The organism is Leyella stercorea (assembly GCF_021531355.1).
GTDB lineage: Bacteria > Bacteroidota > Bacteroidia > Bacteroidales > Bacteroidaceae > Prevotella.
Genome location: NZ_JADYTS010000054.1, coordinates 1 through 21,233 on the forward strand (window position 1 = coordinate 1; position 21,233 = coordinate 21,233).

17 protein-coding genes are annotated in these 21,233 nt (G+C 48.5%); 13 read left to right on the top strand and 4 right to left on the bottom strand.

Going from position 1 to position 21,233, the window contains the following annotated elements; translation table 11 throughout:
• Positions 1–72: 72 nt before the first annotated feature.
• On the bottom strand, positions 73–2,907 hold the full coding sequence (locus tag I6E38_RS10960; protein WP_235394031.1) for an outer membrane beta-barrel protein: 2,835 nt from the start codon (positions 2,905–2,907) through the stop codon (positions 73–75).
• A gap of 394 nt (positions 2,908–3,301) precedes the next feature.
• Between I6E38_RS10960 and I6E38_RS10965 the strand changes: the two genes are divergently transcribed.
• From I6E38_RS10965 to I6E38_RS11015, 11 genes are all read left to right on the top strand, one after another.
• Complete coding sequence (locus I6E38_RS10965) at positions 3,302–4,318, top strand: Rid family hydrolase (RefSeq protein ID WP_235394032.1); 1,017 nt, start codon at positions 3,302–3,304, stop codon at positions 4,316–4,318.
• Positions 4,319–4,439: 121 nt separating this feature from the next.
• Positions 4,440–4,988, top strand: a complete 549-nt coding sequence (locus I6E38_RS10970; RefSeq protein ID WP_235394033.1) for a glutathione peroxidase — start codon at positions 4,440–4,442, stop codon at positions 4,986–4,988.
• Between the two features lie 12 nt (positions 4,989–5,000).
• Positions 5,001–5,948, top strand: coding sequence for a thioredoxin-disulfide reductase (gene trxB, locus I6E38_RS10975; RefSeq protein ID WP_235394034.1), 948 nt, complete (start codon positions 5,001–5,003; stop codon positions 5,946–5,948).
• An 8-nt stretch (positions 5,949–5,956) separates the two neighbouring features.
• Positions 5,957–6,475, top strand: coding sequence for a histidine phosphatase family protein (locus I6E38_RS10980; protein WP_235394035.1), 519 nt, complete (start codon positions 5,957–5,959; stop codon positions 6,473–6,475).
• A 128-nt stretch (positions 6,476–6,603) separates the two neighbouring features.
• Positions 6,604–7,353 (top strand): polyprenol monophosphomannose synthase, encoded by a 750-nt coding sequence (locus I6E38_RS10985; protein WP_235394036.1) that lies wholly within the window; start codon positions 6,604–6,606, stop codon positions 7,351–7,353.
• A gap of 2 nt (positions 7,354–7,355) precedes the next feature.
• On the top strand, positions 7,356–10,910 hold the full coding sequence (mfd, locus tag I6E38_RS10990; protein ID WP_235394037.1) for a transcription-repair coupling factor: 3,555 nt from the start codon (positions 7,356–7,358) through the stop codon (positions 10,908–10,910).
• A gap of 113 nt (positions 10,911–11,023) precedes the next feature.
• Positions 11,024–11,719 (top strand): MotA/TolQ/ExbB proton channel family protein, encoded by a 696-nt coding sequence (locus tag I6E38_RS10995; protein WP_235394047.1) that lies wholly within the window; start codon positions 11,024–11,026, stop codon positions 11,717–11,719.
• Positions 11,720–11,735: 16 nt separating this feature from the next.
• Entirely contained in the window at positions 11,736–12,242 is a 507-nt protein-coding gene (locus I6E38_RS11000) for a hypothetical protein (RefSeq protein ID WP_235394038.1), read from the top strand.
• Between the two features lie 2 nt (positions 12,243–12,244).
• Entirely contained in the window at positions 12,245–12,784 is a 540-nt protein-coding gene (locus tag I6E38_RS11005) for an ExbD/TolR family protein (RefSeq protein WP_235394039.1), read from the top strand.
• Positions 12,781–13,260, top strand: a complete 480-nt coding sequence (locus I6E38_RS11010) for an ExbD/TolR family protein (protein ID WP_235394040.1) — start codon at positions 12,781–12,783, stop codon at positions 13,258–13,260. The genes I6E38_RS11005 and I6E38_RS11010 overlap by 4 nt, the downstream gene beginning before the upstream one ends.
• 108 nt (positions 13,261–13,368) lie before the next feature.
• Positions 13,369–13,893, top strand: a complete 525-nt coding sequence (locus tag I6E38_RS11015) for an Lrp/AsnC family transcriptional regulator (RefSeq protein ID WP_235394041.1) — start codon at positions 13,369–13,371, stop codon at positions 13,891–13,893.
• A gap of 80 nt (positions 13,894–13,973) precedes the next feature.
• On the opposite strand, the gene I6E38_RS11020 is transcribed toward I6E38_RS11015, so the two are convergent.
• The 3 genes from I6E38_RS11020 to I6E38_RS11030 all read right to left on the bottom strand — a co-directional run bounded on the left by I6E38_RS11020 (position 13,974) and on the right by I6E38_RS11030 (position 17,046).
• Complete coding sequence (locus I6E38_RS11020) at positions 13,974–14,453, bottom strand: dihydrofolate reductase (RefSeq protein WP_235394042.1); 480 nt, start codon at positions 14,451–14,453, stop codon at positions 13,974–13,976.
• Positions 14,454–14,746: 293 nt separating this feature from the next.
• On the bottom strand, positions 14,747–15,541 hold the full coding sequence (locus I6E38_RS11025) for a thymidylate synthase (protein WP_235394043.1): 795 nt from the start codon (positions 15,539–15,541) through the stop codon (positions 14,747–14,749).
• Between the two features lie 56 nt (positions 15,542–15,597).
• On the bottom strand, positions 15,598–17,046 hold the full coding sequence (locus I6E38_RS11030; RefSeq protein WP_235394044.1) for a methyltransferase RsmF C-terminal domain-like protein: 1,449 nt from the start codon (positions 17,044–17,046) through the stop codon (positions 15,598–15,600).
• Positions 17,047–17,227: 181 nt separating this feature from the next.
• Here I6E38_RS11030 and I6E38_RS11035 point away from each other — a divergent pair, with 181 nt between their 5' ends.
• Together I6E38_RS11035 and I6E38_RS11040 are read left to right on the top strand one after the other, a co-directional pair.
• Positions 17,228–18,388, top strand: a complete 1,161-nt coding sequence (locus I6E38_RS11035) for a dicarboxylate/amino acid:cation symporter (protein WP_235394045.1) — start codon at positions 17,228–17,230, stop codon at positions 18,386–18,388.
• Positions 18,385–20,877, top strand: coding sequence for a DUF3943 domain-containing protein (locus tag I6E38_RS11040; RefSeq protein WP_235394046.1), 2,493 nt, complete (start codon positions 18,385–18,387; stop codon positions 20,875–20,877). The genes I6E38_RS11035 and I6E38_RS11040 overlap by 4 nt, the downstream gene beginning before the upstream one ends.
• Positions 20,878–21,233 lie beyond the last annotated feature (356 nt).

Here is a 21,233-nt window from a genome sequence, read left to right on the forward strand (position 1 = left end):
CTATGTGCTTATTGGGCTTTCAGCCCGTATAATTGGGTATTGATGTACCCTCTCTATGATAACTAATTTTTTTTAGCGCTTTGGTTTGAAGTGCAACTTATACATAATGTGTAGCATTGCGTAGCGTGGCACCGTGTTATACCATGTCTCGGTGCGTCCCTGTGCATTTATAACCTTACGTACGTTTGAGAGTTTTCCGAGCAGGTCGAAACCGTCAGCCATAACAGTAAACTTACCGAATGAGCGCTCCAGTCGGGCATTCCATACAAGATTATTCGTATTCATCGACTTGTCTGAGTAGCCGTAGCGACTATAGAGTGTAATGTCGGTAAACAGCCTAAGCTTTAGCGGCAATTCAAGTGTAGCGTTCAGACCATAATCAACATCAGCTGTATTGATGGTCTTGAAATCCTCACGATTACCCTCAGCGTGGATGTAGGCACAACGCAACTTGGCACCGAATGAGTATTTGCCAAAACTGTAGTCGAGCGATACTGTCTCGTTGGCTTTGGCTGTGCGTACTGATGAGCGCGGATCCTTTCCCGACTCTCCCTCAATTGCCACATAGTCAACGCTGTTGATATAGCCTATTTCAGTCCTGTTCGATAATGTGAAACGATTCTTCTTGTCAAGAATGCCATTGAAATCGAATGAGGCTCCCATATCCCAGTTGCCGTTGATGTTCATAGGTGTGGAATGTACCACACCCGTATTACGATCGTAAGTTACATATTGTCCGATTGCGTTGCGCATCACCTGCCAGTAGGCTTTGATTTCTATCGCCCTACGGCTTGTATAGTACTCATCATACTTGTAGAATCCTCTAAAAAAATCAATCCTGTGTATGTCTGTATTTTTCAGATTCGGATTACCACTCCATAGATTCAGAGGGTTGTCGGTTGTCGTGATGTCGAGAATGTCTGTAAGTTCAGGTAGGACTTTCTTCACATTGTATGTGAAATGACAGTTTTCCTTACCTACGAAAAGTGTAGGTTCTAACGACCATAGGTTGCGTGTCATTTTCTTTTTGTACGCACCTCGCGTATAGTCGATACGTTCGCTACGATAGTTCACTCCAGGTGATAAAAACGCATGCAGACCGAAAACCGGAAGTTTTATAGAAGGAGTTCTTCCAGTCAGTTCGTAGCGGTCCTTGTTTATATGCGAACGGAAACTGTTGTCTGCGTCAATTGCACGTTGTAGGGAGTCGCGAGTTGATGGCAGATAGCCCACACCGACATTGCTTGCCCCTCCATACTCGGCATATTTGTCGAGTCGGAATAGGTCGTTGTTGTTCTTGTCGTATATGTGTGTGTATTTCAGTCCAGCAGAGAAACTGTACTTGTAGTCAATATTGCCATTATAATAGTAGCAAGCATCCCATATGGTGCGGAGATTCAGGTTCCACTTGTCGTTGTACTTGTTTCTGAAATCCTGTACGCCGTTTTTGTAGTTAAGGTCGTAGATGGAGGCGTTCTCGTTCTTCTTGTTGAAGTAGCGGTTTTCTGTCTTCAGAATGATACCATCTGGACTTTGTGGCATTTTCCATTGAATCTGTCCTGAGAGGTTACCGTCATAATAACGCATTCTGTTGAGTTGATGGTCGCTCAATTGGTTGAGCATTGCCTCCTTCAACTGTTTGCTGGCTGGTGAAGCAAACAGCGAGTCGAGTGAAGCTCCACGATATTTCTCGTTGGGCGCAACTGATAAAGTGGCACTTTGTACGAGATTGTTTGTCGTATTCTTGTAATATGTAAACTGCGGTAAGATTTCTAATTTGGTCCTGGTCCAGTTCTTTTTGATGGTATTCATGCTCATAATCCAACTCTCAGTTTCCTTGCCATAATTACGGCTGCGTCCGTAAGTATTACCGCCTTGCAGGAATCGTTCTGACGATACGATTGACTGTTGGTTGGTATTTTCGTGTGCAAATGTAGTATTTCCAGAAAACTCAAAAGAGCGGTCCTTGTTGTTGAACAGATAGTCGGCACCTACTTTCTTTTGTATTGAAGTTCCGTTTTCCAATTGTGCTGTTCCCCATTCTCCGTTAGTGCCAGGTGCACGTTCGTCGTTTATATTATTGAGATTGGCAAATATTCCAATGCGTGACAATTTGGTATAACGCAATGCGAAAAGGCGTGACATCCATCTGTCTTTTGTACCCATTCCTAAGTCAGCATTCGCAAGCATTCCTTGCATATATTGACGTTTCAAAGTGACATCCATTACAAGTGGTGCCATACCTTTTATGTCCTTTTGCTGGGCGAATTCGGCTATGTCGTCTTTACGCTCATACACTTTTAGCTTATTGACGGTATAAGCCGGAAGATTTTGAAGAGCAATTGCAGGATCGCCCTTGAAGAAGTCACTACCGTTTACAAGCAGCGAACTGACGAACTTGCCGTTCACAGTTATCTGGTTACCTTTAAGTTGGACACCAGGCAGACGGCGTATCAATTCGTCGAGCATGGAGCCGTTTGACAATTGGAATGCATCAGCATTATATACAATTGTGTCACCATGCATCACCATCTTGATTTTGGATGTAGTCACAGTAACTTCGTCGAGCTTTACTTCTTTTATCTTCTTGTGCTTCTTTTTTAGTATAATGGGAGATATATTTATATATTTTTCACGTGCACCAACCTTCAGCTGATATGTGTGTGAAAAATCTTCATAGTTGTCCGCTGTAATTTTAAAGACAACAGTATTGTTGCGTCGAGGTATAAAGAGAGTGAAATTAGCCAACTGATTGTTGTTCATACTTGGTTGGCTGCTTGTTTTACCTTGTGCTATAAGATTGTTTTGCTCGTCGTATACACGAATAGCAGCATTTCCTATTACCTCACCCGTAAATTCGTCCTTCACAATAGAACACACCATGATAGTGTCCTTGAAGCTGGGCATACTTCTGGATTGTATCGCAAATGTGAATAATAGTATTATTAGTAGTACTTTTTTCATGGTTGCAGCATATATTATATCATTCTTCTCAAATGATTGGTTATAATGGTTTTGTTTCATAGATGAATGTTTTTTTGTTTGTACTTTAAGGTTTGATTTAAATTTTTTCAAAGTTAGGTATTTTCAATTAAATAACAAATATGCGAAATTAAAAAAAACTAACAAATGTTAATCGTGTCGTTTTCTTCATTTTTGTGACAAAATAATATTAGTAAAAAGCCGGGTATCCAACGGTACATTACTTATTAATAGGTATTATTCACTTAATATTTGCAGGTTGTGTAAAAAACACGTAATTTTGTTGTCATAAGAAAGCTATTTGCATATAAAACAAGACATGGAAAATTACAAGATTTTTTATCCGAAAGACAGACAGTCGTTTGCGGTGCGCATAGAAGAACTCGAAGCTACGGTAGGCGAATATATCAATGAAGAGAAGCAGAATGGTCGCCGTATAGTTTACTCGAAAGTATTCCTCAGCGACATACGCAATCAGAACTCGATGTTCACAGAATCGGCATTGTATACCGACATGCTCAGCAAGGCTCCGTGCAGCATAGTAGGGCAAGCCCCATTGTGCGGTTCGAAGATTGCTGTACTCGTGAAGACATCCGATCTTGACGAATGCTTCCGTCTGCACAGCCTCCGCCTTAGCGAAGAAGAGGCTGAAGGCCATCGCTCGTACATGCAGACTATGATGCTCTTTGAGAAATACATTAACTATATGGAGGCGCATGGGCTTGACATGAGCACCCATCTGGTGCGCACATGGATATACATAGCCGATATAGACGTCAACTATGCTGGCGTGGTGAAGGCGCGTAATGATATTTTCGAGCGTTACGGGCTTACTGCCGACAACCATTACATAGCGTCTACGGGTATTGGTGGCGACAGCCAGTCGCGCCATGCGTGTGTAGCCATCGACTTTCTGACCTATCCCGAAATAGCCGAAGAGCAGAAGACATACCTCAAAGCTCCCGAATATCTTAATCCCACGCATGAGTATGGAGTGGCTTTCGAACGTGCCACACGACTCACCGTAGACAATGTAAGCCACTATTATGTATCGGGCACAGCCAGTATAGACAATCATGGCGACGTGCTGTATCTGGGCGATGTGGAACGTCAGACGTACAGACTGCTTGAAAATGTGGAGGCTCTGCTTGCCGAAGGCGATGCCAAGATGTCCGACATACGTTATTTCATTGTATATCTGCGCGACATAAGCGACTATCAGGTGGTGGATGCCGTATTCAGCAGTCGTTTTCCAAGTGTGCCATACATCATAGTACACGGCAAAGTGTGCCGTCCGGAATGGCTTGTTGAGGCAGAGTGCATTGCAGAAAAATAATGTTTTTTTTGACTATAATTGACAAATCATTGTAAATGTATTTCTTGTTTCTCATTATTTTTATCTAATTTTGTACCTCATATAAAGATTGAAACACATAAAAAACAGAAAAGGAAAGAAAATGAGAACTGTTTATGAATTCTCTGTAAAGGACAGAAAAGGAAAGGAAGTATCTCTGAAGGAGTATGCCAACGAAGTGCTTCTCATTGTCAATACCGCCACTAAATGCGGATTCACACCTCAGTATGAAGAGCTGGAGAAGCTCTATGAGAAATACCACGCACAGGGATTTGAGGTCTTGGATTTCCCCTGCAATCAGTTTGGAGCACAGGCACCAGGCACCGATGAGTCGATACATCAGTTCTGCAAGCTGACATACGGCACAGAGTTTCCACGGTTTAAGAAGATAAAGGTGAACGGGGACGACGCCGATCCGCTCTATAAGTTCCTTAAGGAGCAGAAGTCGTTTGCCGGTTTCGACCCTGCACACAAGCTCACACCAGTGCTCGAGGAGATTCTCGAAAAGGAGAATCCCGACTATAAGGAGACAAGCGACATAAAATGGAACTTCACCAAATTCCTCGTCAGCAAGCGCGGACAGGTGATGGCTCGCTTCGAGCCTACAGAAAGTATCGAGAATATAGCAAAACAAATTGAAGAACTACTATAAACAATATAAGTAATGGAAAACAGAGAACACGTACGCTGCCTCATCGTTGGTAGCGGCCCCGCAGGTTACACAGCTGCCATCTATGCTGGCCGTGCCAACCTCAATCCGGTAGAATACTGTGGCATACAGACTGGTGGACAGCTGACACAGACAACCGTAGTTGAAAACTTCCCCGGCTATCCCGAGGGCGTTGACGGCAACCAGATGATGCTCGACCTGCGCAAACAGGCAGAGCGTTTCGGTGTTGACATGCGCGAGGGCTCAATCGTCAAGGCTGACTTTTCGGCACAGCCATACGTGCTCACTACTGATACTGGAGTGGAGATTGAGGCTGATACAGTAATCATAGCAACAGGTGCCAGCGCCAAGTATCTTGGTCTGGACGACGAGAAGAAGTACAACGGTCAGGGCGTGAGCGCCTGCGCCACATGCGACGGATTCTTCTATCGCAAGCGCACTGTAGCCGTAGTAGGCGGTGGCGACACTGCTTGTGAAGAGGCTCTCTATCTGGCTGGTCTCTGCAAGAAGGTGTACATGATTGTACGCAAGCCTTATCTGCGTGCTTCTGATGTTATGCGCAAGCGCGTTGAGGACAACGAGAAGATAGAGATACTCTACGAGCACAACACCGAGGGACTCTTTGGTGAGGACGGCGTTGAGGGCGCACACCTCGTTAAGCGCAAGGGCGAGGCAGACGAGACTCATTACGACATAGCTATAGACGGATTCTTCCTTGCTATCGGCCACAAGCCCAACACCGACGTGTTCCGCCCAGCTGTAGAGTGCGACGAGACAGGATATATCAAGACTATCGGTAGCACACCGCGCACTAATGTTGACGGAGTGTTTGCAGCAGGCGACTGCGCTGATCCGACCTATCGTCAGGCGATTGTGGCTGCCGGTTCGGGCTGCAAGGCGGCTCTTGAGGCTGAGCGCTGGCTCACCGAGCACAACAAATAAACAAACGAATGACACGACTATTGCTTGTCCGTCACGGCGAGACCGTGGACAATGTAAACAGAATAATGCAGGGTCAGACACCAGGTTGTCTGACCCTGCATGGTATAGAGCAGGCTGAGGCTGTAGCCCGACAGATGGCATCGACACCTATCGACGCCTTTGTGTCGAGCGACTTGAAGCGTGCCTACGATACATGCCGAATCATAGCGCAACCCCATTTCGATGGAGCCGAGCCGAAGATAGAGCAGACCCCGTTGCTGCGCGAGCGTGATTGGGGCGGATTTACAGGTCGCTACATACCAGACCTGAAGGATGCCGTGTGGCCCGACGACATAGAGACGCTTGAGGCGATGAAGCTTCGAGGCAGCCGATTTCTTGACCACATACGCAAGGAATACGCAGGAAAAACAGTGCTGGCTGTGGGTCACGGCATAATAAACAAGGCGATACAGAGCGTGTACTACAATCGCCCCATGAAGGATATCGAACCCATGCATAATGCTGAGATGCGCACATTGGAACTGTAATGAGGCACGTAAGCCCTTATTTTAGGGTTTTTTATTCATAAAAGTATATTGCTTTAGAATAATCTTTGTATTTTTGCATCACGACAATAGTTTACACCTATTATATATTATTACTCAACGACACATATATGAATAATAGCGACAGCATTGTTATCATTCCCACCTATAATGAGAAGGAGAACATAGAAAATATCATACGCGCGGTGTTCGCACTCGACAAGTGCTTCCACATCCTTGTCATCGACGACGGAAGTCCCGACGGCACGGCTGCCATTGTACACCGACTCATCGACACCGAGTTTGCCGACCGACTCTTCATCAAGGAGCGTTCGGGCAAGCTGGGACTTGGTACGGCATACATCGCCGGATTCAAGTGGGCGCTTGAGCACAACTACGATTATATATTCGAGATGGATGCCGACTTCTCGCACGACCCCAACGACCTGCCACGACTCTATGCGGCATGCCACGACGAGGGCTACGATGTAGCCATCGGCTCGCGCTATGTGAGCGGTGTCAACGTGGTAAACTGGCCTATCGGACGTGTGCTCATGAGCTACTTCGCATCCAAGTACGTGCGCTTTGTCACAGGCTTCAATGTACACGACACCACTGCCGGATTCAAGTGCTACCGCCGTTGTGTGCTTGAGTCGATACCATTGGATCAGGTGCGCTTCAAGGGCTATGCTTTCCAGATTGAGATGAAGTACACCGCCTACAAGATGGGATACAAGATTAAGGAGGTGCCCGTGATTTTCGTCAACCGTCGCGAGGGTGTGAGCAAGATGAATGGCGGCATCTTCGGTGAGGCTTTCTTCGGAGTCATGCGCCTCAGATGGGACGGATGGTTCAGAAAATATCCCGTAGACAAGCACTAAGTATGGAAATTAGAGAGATAAGTAGCATATATTCAGCCCTGCCGCAGTGTGGGGCTTTTTTGAATACTATAGCCGATGAGTCGATGAGGCATGTATATCTTAAGGGATTGCTTGCCTCATCGGCTTCTGTGTTTTTTGCTGCCGCAGGAAGGGAGAGTGAAAAGGGAAAAGAGAAAAGTGAAAAGGGAAAAGTTAGAAGTGAAAAATCAGGTGAGAAGAGAACGCTTACTTCTGTCTTTATACTTCAGGACAACGACGAGGCAGGATACTTCTATCACGACCTGACACAGATACTCGGTACCGACAATGTGCTCTTCTTTCCGTCGTCCTATCGACGTGCCGTGAAGTACGGACAGCACGATGCTGCCAACGAGATATTGCGCACTGAGGCGCTGAGCAGGCTCGCTGCCGTGGGCGGCGATGCCAAGAAGCGTGGCGACAAAAATGAGGCGGCTCCCTTTCTGTACGTTGTGACGTGTCCGGAGGCGCTCAGCGAACTCGTGGTCTCGAAGCGCCGACTCGACGAGCGCACCATAAACATAGCTGTTGGCGACATTGTAAATCTTGCCGACTTAGGACGTAAGTTGCGTGATTTCGGTTTTGCTGAGGTTGACTATGTCTACGAGCCCGGTCAGTTTGCCATGCGTGGCAGTATAGTCGACGTATATAGCTACTCGTCGGAACTGCCATTCCGTATCGACTTCTTTGGCGATGAGGTGGACACAATACGCACGTTTGAAGTGGCAGACCAGTTGTCGAAGGATTCGAAGCAAAGCGTCAGCATCGTGCCCGAACTGGCTAAGACTGCCGAACAGAAACAGCCTTTCACCACGATGCTGCCCGACAACGCCCTGCTCGTGATGAAAGACCGACTGTATCTGTGCTCGTCGATAGAGCAGATATACAACGACGGATTCTCCAACCAGACATTGGCAGAACGTCTGGAGGGTGCCACCGAGGTGGAACAGCAGCAGATAATGCGCGACATGCGCAAGGAGAACAATCTCGTTTCGCCTACCGCTTTCCGTGAGGAGATATGCCGTTTCCGAACGGTGGAGTTCGGCGCACAGCCTACGGGTACTCCGCAGACCACCATAACGTTCAACGTTTCGCCCCAACCGTTGTTCCATAAGAATTTCCAACTGCTTGCACAGTCGCTCGAAGACTATCTGCTTCAGGGTTACAAGCTGTATATACTTGCCGATTCGGAAAAACAGACACACCGTCTGCGCGACATATTCGACAGCGAGGAGATGAAGGCTTTGCGCAATACGCATACCAGCGGCTCAGCCAATTCGGAGGCGCTGAGTGTGGCTGACCAGCTCGACTTCACCCCAGTAGACCATACACTGCACGAGGGATTTGCCGACAACGACCTGCGACTGTGCTTCTTCACCGACCACCAGATATTCGACCGATTCCACAAATACAACCTCAAGAGCGACGCTGCACGTACAGGCAAGATGGCGCTCACTATGAAAGAGTTGCAGGAAATGGAGCCGGGCGACTTCATAGTGCACGTCGACTTCGGTATCGGTAAGTTCGGCGGACTGGTGCGTGTGCCCGTAGGCGACACCTATCAGGAAGCCATCCGCATATACTATCAGCGTGGCGACATTGTTGACGTGTCGATACACTCGCTCTATAAGATATCGAAGTATCGCCGTCAGGACACCGGCGAGCCACCACGATTGAGCACACTGGGCACAGGAGCGTGGGACCGACTGAAGGAACGCACCAAGAAGCGCATCAAGGACATAGCCCGCGACCTGATAAAGTTGTACTCAAAGCGTCGGCACGAGAGGGGATTCGCTTTCTCAGCCGACTCCTATTTGCAACACGAACTGGAGGCTTCGTTCCTCTATGAGGACACGCCCGACCAGTCGAAAGCTACACAGGACGTAAAGGCAGACATGGAACGTGCACGCCCGATGGATCGTCTGGTATGTGGCGACGTAGGCTTCGGCAAGACCGAGGTGGCTATACGTGCTGCCTTCAAGGCCGCTACCGACGGCAAGCAGGTGGCTGTGCTGGTGCCTACAACGGTGCTGGCATTCCAGCACTACAACACATTCTGCGACCGACTGAAGGATATGCCCGTGCGTGTTGACTATCTGTCGCGCGCCCGAACTGCCAAGCAGACACGTCAGGTGCTTGCCGACCTGAAGGAAGGCAAGATTGATATACTTATCGGAACGCACAAGCTTATAGGCAAAACCGTGGAGTGGCACGACCTCGGACTACTCATCATCGACGAGGAACAGAAATTTGGAGTGTCTACCAAGGAGCGCCTGCGCAAACTGAAGACCAATGTCGACACGCTCACCATGTCGGCTACACCTATACCACGCACCCTGCAGTTCTCGCTGATGGGTGCCCGCGACATGAGCATCATACGCACGCCGCCACCAAACCGCTATCCGGTGCAGACCGAATTGGGCGTGTATGGCCATGAGATTATAGCCGACGCAATAAACTTTGAGATGTCGCGCAACGGACAGGTCTACTTCGTCAACGACCGCATATCGACTCTGCCCGAGATAGCATCGCTCATACACAAGTATGTGCCCGATGCACGTGTGGCTATCGGTCACGGCCAGATGAATCCCGAGGAGTTGGAGAAGATACTCATAGGATTTATGAATTACGACTACGACGTGTTGCTATCCACCTCGATTGTGGAGAACGGCATCGATATAAGCAATGCCAATACCATAATCATCAACGACGCCCACCGATTCGGACTGAGCGACCTGCACCAGATGCGCGGACGTGTCGGACGCTCCAACCGCAAGGCTTTCTGCTATCTGCTGGCACCGCCCAAGTCGGTGCTCACACCCGAAGCACGCCGCCGATTGGAGGCTCTTGAGAACTTCTCGGAACTGGGCAGCGGATTCAATCTTGCCATGCAGGACCTTGACATACGTGGTGCTGGCAACCTGCTGGGTGCCGAACAGAGCGGATTCATGGAAGACCTGGGATATGAAACCTATCAGAAGATATTGAACCAGGCGGTTACAGAGCTTAAGAACGACGAATTCCAGGACATGTATGCAGCCGAGATAGCTCAGGGACGACAGATTTCGGGCGATGAGTTTGTAGAGGATTGCGCCATCGAGAGCGACCTTGAGATGTACTTCCCCGAGACCTACGTGCCGGGCAGTTCGGAGCGTATGCTGCTGTATCGCGAACTCGACAACATTGCCGACGACGCTCAGCTGGAGGCTTACCGTCAGCGACTTGCCGACCGTTTCGGTCCGGTTCCGCCGCAAGGCGAGGAGCTGCTGCAGGTGGTTCCGCTGCGCAGATATGGCAAGCGTCTCGGTTGTGAGAAGATAATACTCAAGCAAGGACGCATGCAGATGCAGTTTGTGAGCAATGCCGAGTCGGCTTATTACAAGAGTCAGGCGTTCGGCAAGATGCTTTCCTATATAGCACAGCACACCCGTCGCTGCAATCTGAAGGAGGTGAAGGGCAAGCGCTCGATGGTGGTGACGGGAGTTCCCACCGTAGGCGAAGCCGTTGCGATACTGAAAGATATAGAAGCCGGGGAATGATAAAAACAGATAGAAACGTAGGTATATACGAAAATAAATAGGTAATTTTGCACTGTATGAGAAATTATTCAGGAAGACACACCGCCCTGTCGGTTGTGGTCATAACAGTATTAATGTGGTTCTTTCAGGGTGCTGTGGCTTGTGCCGCTCCGGCTGTAGAACTTGCCGAAGACGAAAGCGCAGGCTTTCATCAGGTGTTGAAGGAGAAATTCATCGAGGGCGATGCCTCGTTCATGTCGCTTGTAGCCCTGGCGCTTGTGCTGGGACTGGCTTTCTGCATTGAGCGCATCATCTATCTGAGTCTGTCGGAGATTAATGCCAAGCGCTTTATGCGTGAGATAGACGCCAAGATAGAGGCAGGCGACATAGAAGGGGCTAAGACCCAGTGTCGCAACACACGCGGACCTGTAGCATCTATATGCTATCAGGGACTGCTGCGCATCAATTCTCCGATAGAGGACATAGAACGTTCGGTGGCAGCATACGGCACCGTTCAGGCTGCCAATCTTGAGAAGGGATGTTCGTGGATAACTCTGTTTATAGCCATGGCTCCGTCGCTCGGATTCTTGGGCACGGTGATAGGTATGGTTATGGCGTTCGAACAGATACAGATGGCTGGCGACATCAACCCGACAATTGTGGCTGCCGGTATGAAGGTGGCGCTCATCACTACAATCTTCGGTATAATCGTAGCCTTGATATTGCAGCTGTTCTATAACTATGTGCTGTCGAAAATCGACCATCTGACGGCACAGATGGAGGAGAGTGCAATAACGCTGCTCGACACGATACTGAAGTATAAGGGTTGATAAGAAAACGTACACTATGAAGAAGATAGATTTCAGACACTATGCCACCGAACGCTTGTCGAACTTTGTGTTCTACGTGCTGATAGGTATCATAGTGGTGTTGGCGTTGCTGTTCAGGCTTGTTGGCTTCGACATGCCATACGAATACAACTTCGACTATAACGCACCGGTGCTGACAGGTGTTGTAGTGACGTTCATGCTTGTGCTCACTGGCGGTACGTTGCTGCTCATGGCTTGTACCATGATAAGAGGAATGCGTCTAAACAAAGACGAGAACCGTGTAGTTAACAACATTCCCGCACGCCGCATTTCGGTGTGTGTGGCATTGGGCACGTTGCTCGTTCTTGTGCTGACATTCGCCTTGTCGTCGGCAGATGCGCTTAAAATCAACGGTGCAGCTTACACCGACAGTTTCTGGTTGCGTGCTTCGGGCATGTTTGTCGGAACATCGCTATTTATGGTTGTAGCTGCTATTGCGGCTGTGGCGTTTGGTGCCACACGATACATACGTAAATCTCACTGACAATGTTAATAAAACGCAGACAACACAGGATGCCGGTGCTCAACACCACAGCCACTGCCGACATATCATTCATGTTGCTCACATTCTTCCTCGTCACAACGTCGATGGATGTGGACCGTGGACTCGTGCGTCAGCTTCCTTCGCTCGATGATGAGCATGAGAAGCATAATGATTTTGTGGAGGTGGAACGCGAGAACACTATGGCGTTTGTCATTGACAGCAAAGGAAAGCTCACGCTCAACGGCAAGCCTATCGATGTGCGTCAGGTGCGCAGCCGTGTGGCTGATTTTGTGGGCAGTCGTGTGGAGCATCATGCTATAAGCATCGACACCGATCCGGCTGCCGACTACAATACCTACTTTGCGCTTGAGGATGCCATTGTGGGGGCTTATACCGACGTGCGCGACCGCATAGCACGCAAGAAATTCCGTTGCGGATATGCAAAACTGTCGGATGAAGAACGTGAGGAGGTGCGCGAGGCGTGTCCGCAGCGTATCCTGGAAACATACAGGACATCAGATCAGAAAGGAGACGAGCAATGATATTCGATAATCGTAACAGAAGACAGATGCCGCAGCTGAACACTGCATCGCTGCCCGACCTTATATTCACCGTGCTGTTCTTCTTTATGGTGGTGACACATATGCGAACCGTTGCACTGAAGGTGGAGTTTCGCGTGCCTCAAGGTACAGAGCTGACACGACTTACGAAGAAGACTGCGGTGTCGTATGTGTATATAGGTCGTCCGGCTACCACTTCTGGACATAATGTCAAGGCATCTGCTGATGCCAATAATGGATTTCAGATGCAGATAAACGACCGCATAGCTACTGCTTCGGATATAGCCGGATTTATGGCATCCGAGCGCAAACGAATGTCGGAAGAAGACCGTTCAAATCAGACTGTTTCGGTAAAAGCCGACCGTAAGACACCAATGGGAATGATAACCGATGTGAAGATGGCACTGCGTAAAGCACGTGTTCAACGCATCAGTTATTCGGCTGAGCAGCGCAAATAAATCTTTTATTTTTCTTGACGGGTTATAAATTGTTAGATTTTTCGGTAAAAATTGTGTATATCGTAATTTTATACTACCTTTGTGCAATATTAAAACAACAATTCATAAATGGCACATCACAATTTAGATTTACTTGACAAGAAGATACTCCGACTCATTGCCGGAGATGCGCGCATCCCGTTCTTGGAGGTAGCACGTTCTTGCAATGTCAGTGGCGCTGCTATTCACCAGCGCATACAGAAGCTAACTAACCTTGGAATATTGAAAGGCTCACAGTTTATCGTTGACCCCGAAAAGGTGGGATATGAAACATGCGCCTACATAGGTTTGTACTTGCAGAATCCTGCTAAGTTTGATGACGTAGTAGAGGAATTGAAGAAGATTCCTGAGGTAGTGGAATGTCACTACACAACAGGCGGCTTCGACATGTTCATCAAGATATATGCACGCAACAACCATCATCTGCTAAATATCATCCACGATCAGTTGCAGCCGCTCGGTCTGTCGCGCTCGGAAACCGTTATTTCGTTCAATGCCGCTATCAACCGCCAGATTCCTATCAGCGAACTGCCCGTTGAGGACGAGTATGACGAAGCAGAAGAAGGTGACGACGCAGATGTTGTGGCAGAATAACGATATCAACAAAGTCTTTATTTTAACACAAACTAAAAGAGGTTATGGCAACAATGCCATAACCTCTTTTAGTTTGTAATCTATTCCTTTTCGTAGTCTACGAATGCGTAGGCTTGATGATGTTTCTCGTCGGTTGTATGTTCCTCGCGCATTGTCTCTTTCCATCCTTTGTATTCGGGAAAGAAGGCATCGGCATCGGCGGGAGTGTCGTGTACCTCAGTAAGGCAGAGGCGGTCGGCATAGTTGAGTGCCTGCTCGTAGACACTCGCTCCACCTATTATATATATATCCTCGTCTTTAGAGCAGTGGGTAAGTGCCTCGTCGAGTGAGCGATAGGTGTCGCAGCCCGGGAATTCGGTCTGTGTGCGGCTCAACACCACGTTACGACGATTGGGTAACGCTCCCTTAGGCAGCGACTCGAAAGTGCGGCGGCCCATAATTATTGTATGACCTGTGGTGAGTGCCTTGAAACGCTTTAGGTCGTTGGGCAACCAATACAGCAATTTGTTGTTCAGTCCGATGGCGCGGTTGGCGGCAACGGCAGCGATTATTGTTATCATTATTGAATTTTGATTTTTGAATTTTAATTTTTGAATTGTTGCCTTCGGCAATTTTGAGTTTTGAATTTTGAGTTTTGAATTGTTGCCTTTGGTAATTTTGAATTTTGATTTTTGAATTGTTGCCTTCGGCAATTTTGAGTTTTTAATTCAAAATTGAATAATTCCTAATCGGCGTAGCCGACAATTCAAAATTCAAAATTCAAAATTCAAAAATCAAAACTCTTAATCGGCGTAGCCGACAATTCAAAATTCAACATTCAAAACTCAAAATTCTCTCGTGCCAAGCACGAGAGCTAAACGCTAACTGTTGCAGCGATATGCGGCCATGGGTCGTAGCCTTCGAGCTGGAAATCTTCGTAGTGGAAGTCGAAGAGATTCTTAACGTCGGGGTTGATTTTCATTGTAGGCAACGGACGAGGAGTGCGTGTCAGCTGCAGACGAGCCTGGTCGAGATGATTGAGATAGAGATGGGTGTCACCGGTTGTGTGGATGAATTCGCCCGGCTGCAATCCGGTCACTTGAGCCATCATCTGCAACAGCAGAGCGTACGAAGCGATGTTGAATGGCACGCCGAGGAAGGTGTCGGCAGAGCGCTGGTAGAGTTGCAGCGACAGGCGACCTTCGGCAACGTAAAACTGGAAGAGGCAGTGGCAGGGAGGCAATGCCATCTGTTCTACCTCAGCCGGGTTCCATGCTGTCACCATCATTCGGCGTGAGTCGGGATGGTTCTTAATCATATCCACCACGTTCTGTATCTGGTCGATAGTGCCGCCGTTGTAATCGGGCCACGAACGCCACTGATGTCCGTAAACCGGACCAAGCTCGCCATTCTCGTCAGCCCATTCGTTCCATATACGCACGCCGTGCTCCTGCAGGTAGTGTACGTTGGTGTCGCCACGCAAGAACCACAGCAATTCGTAAATTATCGACTTGAGGTGCAGTTTCTTTGTTGTCAGCAACGGAAATCCGTCTGCCATGTCAAATCGCATCTGATTGCCGAACACACTCATTGTGCCCGTTCCGGTGCGGTCGGTCTTGGTAGCACCCTCAGTGAGTATGCGGTCAAGAAGTTTTAAGTATTGTTGCATTGCTTATTTTAATGTGATATGTTAAATGTTAAGTGTGAAATGTGGAGTGTTATATGTTATATTTTGGCAAGCACACGACATTCCGATTCGGGTACGTGTGTGCTCTTGATGCGCCATTCGGTGGGGTAGAGGTTGTTGGCGCGGTTGCCTATGTTCTTTTCCATTCCGAGCGGGAAGCCCTTGTATGTCACTACGACAAATCCGCGCGGTGTTCCTTCGGGCAGCGTTATTGCCTCCTTGCGCAAGAAGTTGATGGCAGCTGTATAGCTGAGTTCCACTTGCGGATAGGCGTCGATGTTGAGCAGTCGCGACAGAGCGAGCGACTGGTCGGGTATGATGTCGCGTCCCTTCTCGGTGCCAAGTGTCACGCCTGCGTGCATAATCTTAAGCGTTGAGGCTGCCGTGTCGTAGGTGTCTGCCCAGCGTTGGGGTATTGCTATGATGGTGTCGCTGTTGCGTCGGGCTACGAAGTTGTCGGGCGAGCATAGTGCCTGCATCGTGTCAGGCGCCTGCTGCTTGCCGCCTTGCGCTGTCTGCTTGCGCTGGTTCTTGCGGTCTTTCTTCGGTTTGGAGTTGGCGGCAGATGCGTTCAATGCAGTAGTTTCGCTCTCGCCGTGTTTGCGCAGTACGGCTACAAACAGGCCTTCGCTACGACTTATGCCAGGCATAAAACGGCATACGGGAGCATTGCCTACGACAGCAGGTGTTATGTTCCACGACTCTTCGACGGGCACCTCAATAATGTCGGCACCAAGTTCGCTTGCTATCCACTCCACGTTCTTCTCGTCCTCATGTGCGTTGAACGTGCAGGTAGAGTAGATGAGCAATCCGCCGGGTTGCAGACATTTCCATATATCGCTCACTATCTCGCGCTGCAATTGCCAGCAGTTGTCTACATTCTGCAGACTCCATTCGGCTCTTGCACCGTCGTCCTTGCGAAACATTCCCTCGCCCGAGCATGGCACGTCGGTAAGTATTGCGTCGAACATGATGCCAGCCTTGCGATAGTCGTGCGGATAGTTGTTGGTTACTATGACATCTTCGTGTCCGAACTTCTGCAAGTTCTCGCTGAGTATCTGAGCACGGGTTCGCATAGGTTCGTTTGAAAAGAGCACTGAACCTTCGGGAAGTGCTGCGCGTAGAGCAGTCGACTTTCCGCCAGGTGCAGCACAGAGGTCGAGCATACGCACAGGCTCCTTGATGAATGTGCGCACTATATGGTCGACAAACATCGAAGCCGCCTCCTGCACATAGTACACACCGGCATGCAGCAGAGGGTCGAACGTGAAGTTGGGGCGTTCGTTCAGATAGCGCCCCGTGGCGCTACACCATGGTACGGCGCTGTCGCATAGTCCGGCTGCCACGTCAAGCGATTGCGCCTTAAACGGATTGAGACGTATGCTTACGGGCGACTGTTGTGAATCAAGTCCCTCCTCAAGGCGGCTGTATAGTTCGTCGCCCATGAGTTGACGGGTGTATGAGATGAAGTCAGATGGCAAGTTCATGTCTTATTGTCTATATATAATAAAGTGGGGGTGGGCTGTAGACTGCAAAATTAGGCAAAATAATTGAGAAATATGGATGTGTAGAAACAAATGTAGCTTATCTTGGTATGCGAATTTGTGACTTTCAGTTCTTTTCGTTAAATTTGTAGCACATTTAGCCTTATGCAAATAATTGTGTGCTATGAAGAAATTAAAGTTCGGCCTACTGCCTAAAATCATCGTTGCCATAATCCTTGGCATCTGTCTTGGCATCGTCTCACCCGACATGCCCGTGCGTGTGTTCGTAACGTTCAATGCGCTGTTTAGCGAGTTCCTCGGATTCCTGATTCCGCTCATCATCGTAGGACTCGTCACACCTGCCATTGCCGATATAGGCAAGGGTGCGGGCAAGCTATTGCTTGTCACGGCGCTATTGGCGTATGGAGCCACTATCTTCTCTGGCTTCCTGTCGTATGGAGTGGGGCAGACCTTCTTTCCATCGCTCATTTCCGACAATCTGAAGATAGCACAAATCAGTCAGGCTGAAGGCATCAAGCCTTATTTCACTGTTGCCATTCCGGCACCGCTCAATGTCATGACTTCGTTGGTAATGGCGTTCACGCTTGGACTGGGCATTGCCCATCTGGACGGCAAGGCGCTGAAGAACGTGTTCGGCGAGTTCCGCGATATCATCACCAAGACAATACAGGTGGTGGTGCTTCCGTTGCTGCCAATCTACATCTTCGGCATATTCTTCAACATGACCCATTCGGGCGAGGTGTTCAAGGTGCTCAGCGTGTTTGTCAAGATTATCGGCGTGATATTCGTCATGCACATATTCCTGCTCATATTTCAGTATGTGGTGGCGTCGTTCTTCGTACACAAGAATCCGTTCAGGATGCTTGGCAATATGATGCCGGCTTATTTCACGGCACTCGGCACACAGTCGTCGGCAGCTACTATTCCCGTCACGCTGCGTCAGACCATACTCAACGGTGTGGACAAGGACATAGCCGGATTTGTGATTCCGCTATGTGCTACGATTCATCTGTCGGGCAGTACGATGAAGATTGTGGCTTGCTCGCTTGCACTCATGATGATGCAGGGCATAGCTTACGACTTCCAGATGATGGCAGGATTCATATTGATGCTCGGTGTGACGATGGTTGCAGCGCCAGGTGTGCCCGGTGGAGCAATCATGGCTGCCCTCGGCATACTCTCGTCAATGCTCGGTTTCGACCAGCAGTCGCTCGCGCTGATGATAGCGTTGTACATCGCTATGGACAGCTTTGGAACAGCGTGCAACGTGACGGGCGACGGAGCTTTGGCGCTGATAGTAGACAAGTGTTTCGGTAAAAAATGAATATAAAACTCGTATTGGCGGCTTTGTTAGCGCTTTCGGCTCTTACGGCACAGGCGCAGAACGACAACCGCAAAACTCATAACATCGGAGTAGGCATCAATCGTCATGCTGCCGACTCCACATTATACAGCAGTGGCAATCTGGCTTTGTTTGGCGACGTTGACACTCTGCGTGGTGCGCAGATAGGAGCTTTCTCGGCTACGGTGCGCAGGCAGATGCGTGGTGTCAACATTGCAGGCATTGTCAATGCTGTAGGAAGCGACATGCGTGGCGTACAGATTGCAGGCGTGTCGAATTTGCTGCAAAGCGGCAATGGTTTTCAGGTGGCTTTATTTAATAATGTGGCTGGCGAGAACTACAGTGGCATTCAGTTGAGTGCCCTGTCGAATATCTCGCTGGGCATGAAGCGTGGCATGCAGATAGGTGGCACCAACATCTGTTCGTCGTATATGCGAGGCGTTCAGACCGGATTCTACAACTATGCCGACACACTCAACGGTTCGCAGATAGGACTTGTCAACGTGTGCATAAGGCATCCGCGCGGCGTACAGATTGGTGTGATAAACTATAGTCGCGACACGCTTGCACATAAGATAGGACTTGTCAATGTCAATCCGAATACACGTATCGACATCATGACTTACGGAGGAACGGCTACCAAGGCAAACTTGGCGGTGCGATTTCGCAACCGAAGCACCTATAATATATTAGGTGTAGGCACTCATTACTTCGGACTCGACAAGCATTTCTCGGGTGCCCTGTTCTATCGTATAGGCCAATACTTCAACATCACTCCACGATTCTCGCTCAGTGGCGACCTCGGTTATTATCATATCGAATCGTTTGAGGAAAACTCAAACAACAAGCCCGAACGTCTGTTCTCGCTTCAGGCACGTCTCAATGCTGACCTTATACTGGGCAATTACACGAGTCTGTTTGCTACGGTGGGCTATGGCGACACACGATACTACAACCACGCACGACGCTACAGGCAACGTGCCATATTCGAGGCAGGTCTGGCATGGCGACTCTCGCGCAACAGGCATTTCTATACTGCTGTTGACGACGGGTGTGGTGTGGAGGACAATGATGCCGATGCTACTGCATTCGCCTTCGACGATCCGATGCGCCAGAAGAAACATCCGTGGCGTGCCGCACTCGAAGCATTCGGCATTAATGTGGGTGTACAGTTCTTCGACCGCTATGTCATGAACGAGGATTTTGCCAAGATTTCATGGAGCAGTATCAAGAATAATATCAAGACAGGATTCGTCTGGGACAACGACCAGTTCTCGACCAATCTTTTTGCACATCCTTATCATGGCGGACTCTACTTCAATGCAGCCCGTTCGCACGGCATGTCGTTCTGGGAATCAGTGCCTTACTCGTTCTGTGGAAGCCTGATGTGGGAGACTACGTGCGAGATAGAACCGCCTGCCATCAACGACCTTATGGCTACTACGTTCGGTGGAGTGTGTATTGGTGAGGTGACCAATCGCATGAGCAACCTTGTATACGACGACCGCTTGCGAGGTTTCCCGCGCTTCATGCGTGAGTTTATTGGCACATTGATTTGCCCTATCAAGGGACTCAACCGCATTCTGTATGGCGATGCGTGGCGAGTGCGAAGCAGTTATTACAAGTATCATGATTACGAAAGTATTCCTGTTCATTTCACTACGTCGTTAGGTTATCGCTATCTTGCTGATAATGGTGCGCTGTTTCGTGGCGAGGGCAATCCGTATATACAGTTCAACCTTGCCTATGGCGATCCGTTCGACCGCGAACAGACCAAGCCTTACGACTATTTCACAGCCGACTTGCAGTTTGGACTTAGTGGAAACCAACCGCTCATAACGGGTGTTCATCTTCTCGGACGTTTGTGGAGCACTCCAGTAACAATATCTAATGGTGCTGATATGGTGTTCGGATTGTTCCAGCACTTCAACTATTACGACTCCGAACCCGTGAAGAACGGTTCGGACATTGTGCCTTATCGTATCTCGGAAGCAGCGTCAATAGGACCGGGCTTCATCTGTCGTTTTCCAAAGGTGGGCAATCTTACTAAGCTCGAGCAGCGCATCTTCGTTGACGGCATACTGCTTGGCGGAAGCCTTAGCGACTACTATCATGTCATCGACCGCGACTACAATATGGGTAGCGGATACAGCGTAAAGGCAAGTTGCCTGATGGAGTTCGGACGAGTAGGCAGCATGTCGTTCGGTGCCGACTACTATCGTATATTCACATGGAAGGGATATGAAAACAAGGATGTGGACAATACAGACCCAATTTATCTAAATGCACAGGGCGATAAGGGCAACTCCTCGCTGCTCGTACTCAACGCCCGCTTCTGTCTGGCATTGTCCAAACGCATCAATCTCGATATGAAGGTGTCGAACTATTGGCGCGACACATATTATAAATATCATGACAAGGTGTTGTCAAATACTTTTGATTGTAGTATCGGACTGCAGTATGCACTCTAATGTGGAGTCCTAAATATATATAATAAGGTGTTATTGTTTGCGGAAACAGTCGATGGTTGATGTGAATCAATTTTGAATATAAAAACGAGGAAAATGCTAACTTTTTTCGGCAAAAGTTTTGGAGTTGTCGCAAAAAGTATTACCTTTGCATCCGCTTTCAAGAACGAACGAAACCTCAAGCAAAACGAGATAAGTTTGGTGAAGAAAGTTTTAAAAGAAAGAGTTCTTTGAAAAGATTTACATAAGACAGATAAAGTAGTACAAGAAGCGAGAATGAAGAAATTCATTCTTGGGTAGAAGAAAAACGAACCGTCAAGTTTGTTTGACTTTAGACTCTAATTTGGAAGCTCGTTCTG